At 51.0% G+C, this 3,382-nt stretch carries 3 protein-coding genes; all 3 read left to right on the top strand.

Annotated elements, in window-relative coordinates:
* Positions 1 to 1,033: cytochrome ubiquinol oxidase subunit I (locus tag B3180_RS05940; RefSeq protein WP_286843521.1), on the top strand; the 1,033-nt coding region annotated here is incomplete at its 5' end.
* A 3-nt stretch (positions 1,034 to 1,036) separates the two neighbouring features.
* Positions 1,037 to 2,038: a cytochrome d ubiquinol oxidase subunit II gene (gene cydB, locus B3180_RS05935; RefSeq protein WP_286843519.1), complete on the top strand. Its 1,002-nt coding sequence runs from the start codon at positions 1,037 to 1,039 to the stop codon at positions 2,036 to 2,038.
* A 149-nt stretch (positions 2,039 to 2,187) separates the two neighbouring features.
* A partial coding sequence (locus B3180_RS05930; RefSeq protein WP_286843517.1) for an amidohydrolase family protein occupies positions 2,188 to 3,382 on the top strand: 1,195 nt, incomplete at its 3' end.

Here is a 3,382-nt window from a genome sequence, read left to right as displayed (position 1 = left end):
CGGCATGAACAAAGTGGGTGAAAAGCTGCATTTCTTTGCTACCTTGATGGTTGCAGTCGGTACCGCCATCTCCGCTTTCTGGATACTGTCAGTAAACAGCTGGATGCAGACCCCGGCAGGCTATGCCATGAATGACGTTGGTCAATTTGTGGTGACCGATTGGTTTGAAGTGGTATTTAACCCTTCTTTTCCATATCGGCTGGCGCATATGTTGTTAGCGGCTTACCTGACAGTGGCTTTTGTGGTGGGTGCAGTCGGTGCCTGGCATTTGCTAAAAGACAAAACCAACGCTGCCGCACGCAAAATGTTCTCCATGGCCATGTGGATGGCGTTAATTGTTGCGCCATTGCAGGTGCTGGTCGGCGACTTCCATGGGTTGAATACTCAGGAATATCAACCTGCAAAAGTAGCTGCAATGGAAGGGCACTTTGACACCGAAGCCCGGGCGCCACTGTATTTATTCGGATTGCCCAACGAAGAAACGGCGGAAGTGGACTACGCCTTGAAGGTGCCGGGGCTTGCCAGTCTTATTCTGAAGCATGACATTAATGCCGAAGTGACCGGGCTGGATCAGTTTCCGCGCGAAGACTGGCCACCAGTGGCAACCGTATTTTGGTCATTCCGAATCATGGTCGGAATAGGGCTATTGATGGTACTGGCGGGGTTATGGTCCGGTTTACAACGGTTACGAGGCAAGCTTTATGACAACAGTCTGCTACTGCGCTTTAGTTTGTTTATGGGCCCCATGGGTTTTGTTGCTGTAATTGCTGGCTGGATAGTCACCGAAGTGGGGCGTCAGCCCTGGGTTGTTCAGGGCTTGCTACGAACCGCCGATGCGGCGTCTCCTATTGATAAAGCCGGTGTCGCAGGCAGCCTGATAGCCTTTATTGTGGTTTACTTCCTCGTTTTTGGTGCCGGTACGTTCTATATTCTGCGCAAAATGGCAGCGGATCCTGCAAAAGTGACGATTCCCGAGTATGCCAAACATAAGCCGACAATGGCGGCTGAGCGCATTTACGATGAGGAGGCCTAAGCTATGGATTACGCACTGATTTGGGCAATATTAATTTCGGTCGCCGTATTTGCTTATGTTGCGCTGGACGGCTTTGACCTGGGAATTGCACTGCTTTTCCCCTGGTTTAAAAAGGAAGAAGATCGCGACGTAATGATGAACACCGTGGCGCCAGTCTGGGATGGAAATGAGACCTGGCTGGTACTAGGCGGTGGTGGTTTGCTGGCGGTGTTCCCGCTGGCCTATTCGGTGCTCATGCCGGCACTTTATATGCCGGTTATTGCTATGCTGCTGGGGCTGATTTTCCGCGGCGTGGCTTTTGAGTATCGTTTTAAAACCAAACGAGCAAAAGGTATCTGGGACTTATCCTTTATTGTTGGTTCGCTGATAGCGGCTTTGAGTCAGGGCATTATGCTGGGCGCAATGCTACAGGGTATTCAGGTAACAGACCGAGCCTATTCCGGAGGCTGGTTTGACTGGTTAACCCCGTTTAGCTTTTTCTGCGGTGTTGCTGTGGTTATTGGTTATATGATGCTGGGTGCCACCTGGCTGGTGATGAAAACAAACGGTGACTTGCAACGCCAAAGCTATAGGGCGGGCTGGTACAGCGCTCTTCTATTGGTAGCCTGCATTGCTTTTGTGAGTCTTTATTTGCCATATGTAGACCCATTTATTGCGGAACGTTGGTTTACTTATCCGGCCTCGGTTGGCTTGTGGGTGCTACCAATTCTGCTGGTAGGCATTACGCTTGGGTTACTGCGCTCGCTGCATAAAAAGCAGGAAGGCAGACCCTATTTGTGGGGCCTGGGACTGTTTCTTTTGTCTTTTGCCGGGTTTGCGGTCAGTATTTTCCCTTACCTGGTTCCGCGCAGCATTACCTTGTGGCAGGCAGCTGCGCCAGATAATAGCCTGAAGTTTTTACTTATTGGTGCTGTGGTACTTCTGCCTATTATCTTTCCTTACACCGGTTATACCTACTGGGTGTTCCGCGGCAAGGTGGATTCAGACAGTGGATATCACGACTGATGAAGCCTGTATTTAAAAAATGGTTGTGGTTTGTCGGACTGTGGTGTCTGGGTGTGCTGGCTGTCACTTTAGTTGGCGGCCTTATCCGCTGGGCTTTATTGTAAGCTTGCGCTAGGCTAAAGGCAGATTTTACGCCGGAGGCAACCAACATGAAATTGACTCACCTTCTGGCCGCAGCAGTTGCGGCCTTATTTTTATCGGCTTGTAACAACGCCGAAGAACCTCAGAGTAATGAGACTCGCAGCGCGGACTACGTCATTAAGAATGTCACCCTTGTTGACTGGCTTAAAGGCGAGCCCAATGTCATCGACCAACAAACACTGGTGGTGAGTGACGGCTACATCAGTGGCGTATTTTCCGATGCTGAAGCCCCGGCTTTTGATGACAACACGCAAATAATTGATGCCCAAGGGCAATACGTTTTACCGGGCATGGCAGAAATGCACGGTCATGTGCCGCCGGCAACAGACTTTGGTGACTTCCCTAAACGCTACGCTGACGACATGTTGTTTTTGTACATTGCCAATGGCGTAACAACGGTGCGTGGCATGCTGGGCTATCCGCACCAGCTGCAGCTGAAATCAGACATTGAATCGGGTAAGCGCCTGGGTCCAACGTTATATTTGGCCGGGCCCAGCTTCAGTGGCAATACCATAGAGTCGGTTGAACAGGTTACGGAGCGGGTTATTGCACAACGCGATGAAGGGTGGGATTTACTCAAAGTGCATCCGGGGTTAACCCCTGAAGAATATGAGGCCATGGCAAGCACGGCTCGACAGGCGGACATGGACTTTGCCGGACATGTGCCGGCAGAAGTCGGATTAAAACGAGCCATGGAAGCAGGCCAGAGAACCATTGATCACCTGGACGGTTACCTGGCTTACGTTGATGCCATGAACAGAGAAATAACGCAGGACGAACTTGATTTGCTGGTGGCTATGACACTGGAGCACGACGTTGCGGTAGTCCCCACCCAGGCCTTATGGAAAACCCTGATCGGTGCGGCTGATCCCGACAAACTGAAAGACTACCCGGAAATTCAGTTGGTACCAACGGCTGTTCGGGAAGGCTGGCTAAACTACTACAATAACCCCAGCAGCTACTTCAATCAGGAACAAGCACAAGTGCAGCAGGAAAATCGTCAAAAGCTATTACACGCTCTGCACGAAGGCGGCGCGGAAATTATTTTTGGAACCGACGCGCCACAGTTGTTCAGTGTTCCGGGTTATTCGGTACACCACGAAATACGTCTGATGTCAGAAGCGGGTATACCTATGGCTGATATTCTGCGTTCCGCCACGGTAGCGGCAGGAGACTACTTTTCTGAGCAGGACACCTTTGGGC

The organism is Idiomarina sp. UBA4206 (assembly GCF_002383015.1).
In the GTDB taxonomy this organism is placed as follows: Bacteria; Pseudomonadota; Gammaproteobacteria; order Enterobacterales; family Alteromonadaceae; genus Idiomarina; species Idiomarina abyssalis.
The sequence above is the reverse complement of the archived record's forward strand: the minus strand, read 5'-3'. Positions and strand labels throughout refer to the sequence as shown.

What these genes read in the sequence shown, in the direction of transcription:
- cydB (WP_286843519.1), top strand. Translation starts at nt 1,037, where the DNA reads ATGGATTACGCACTGATTTGGGCAATATTAATTTCGGTCGCCGTATTT.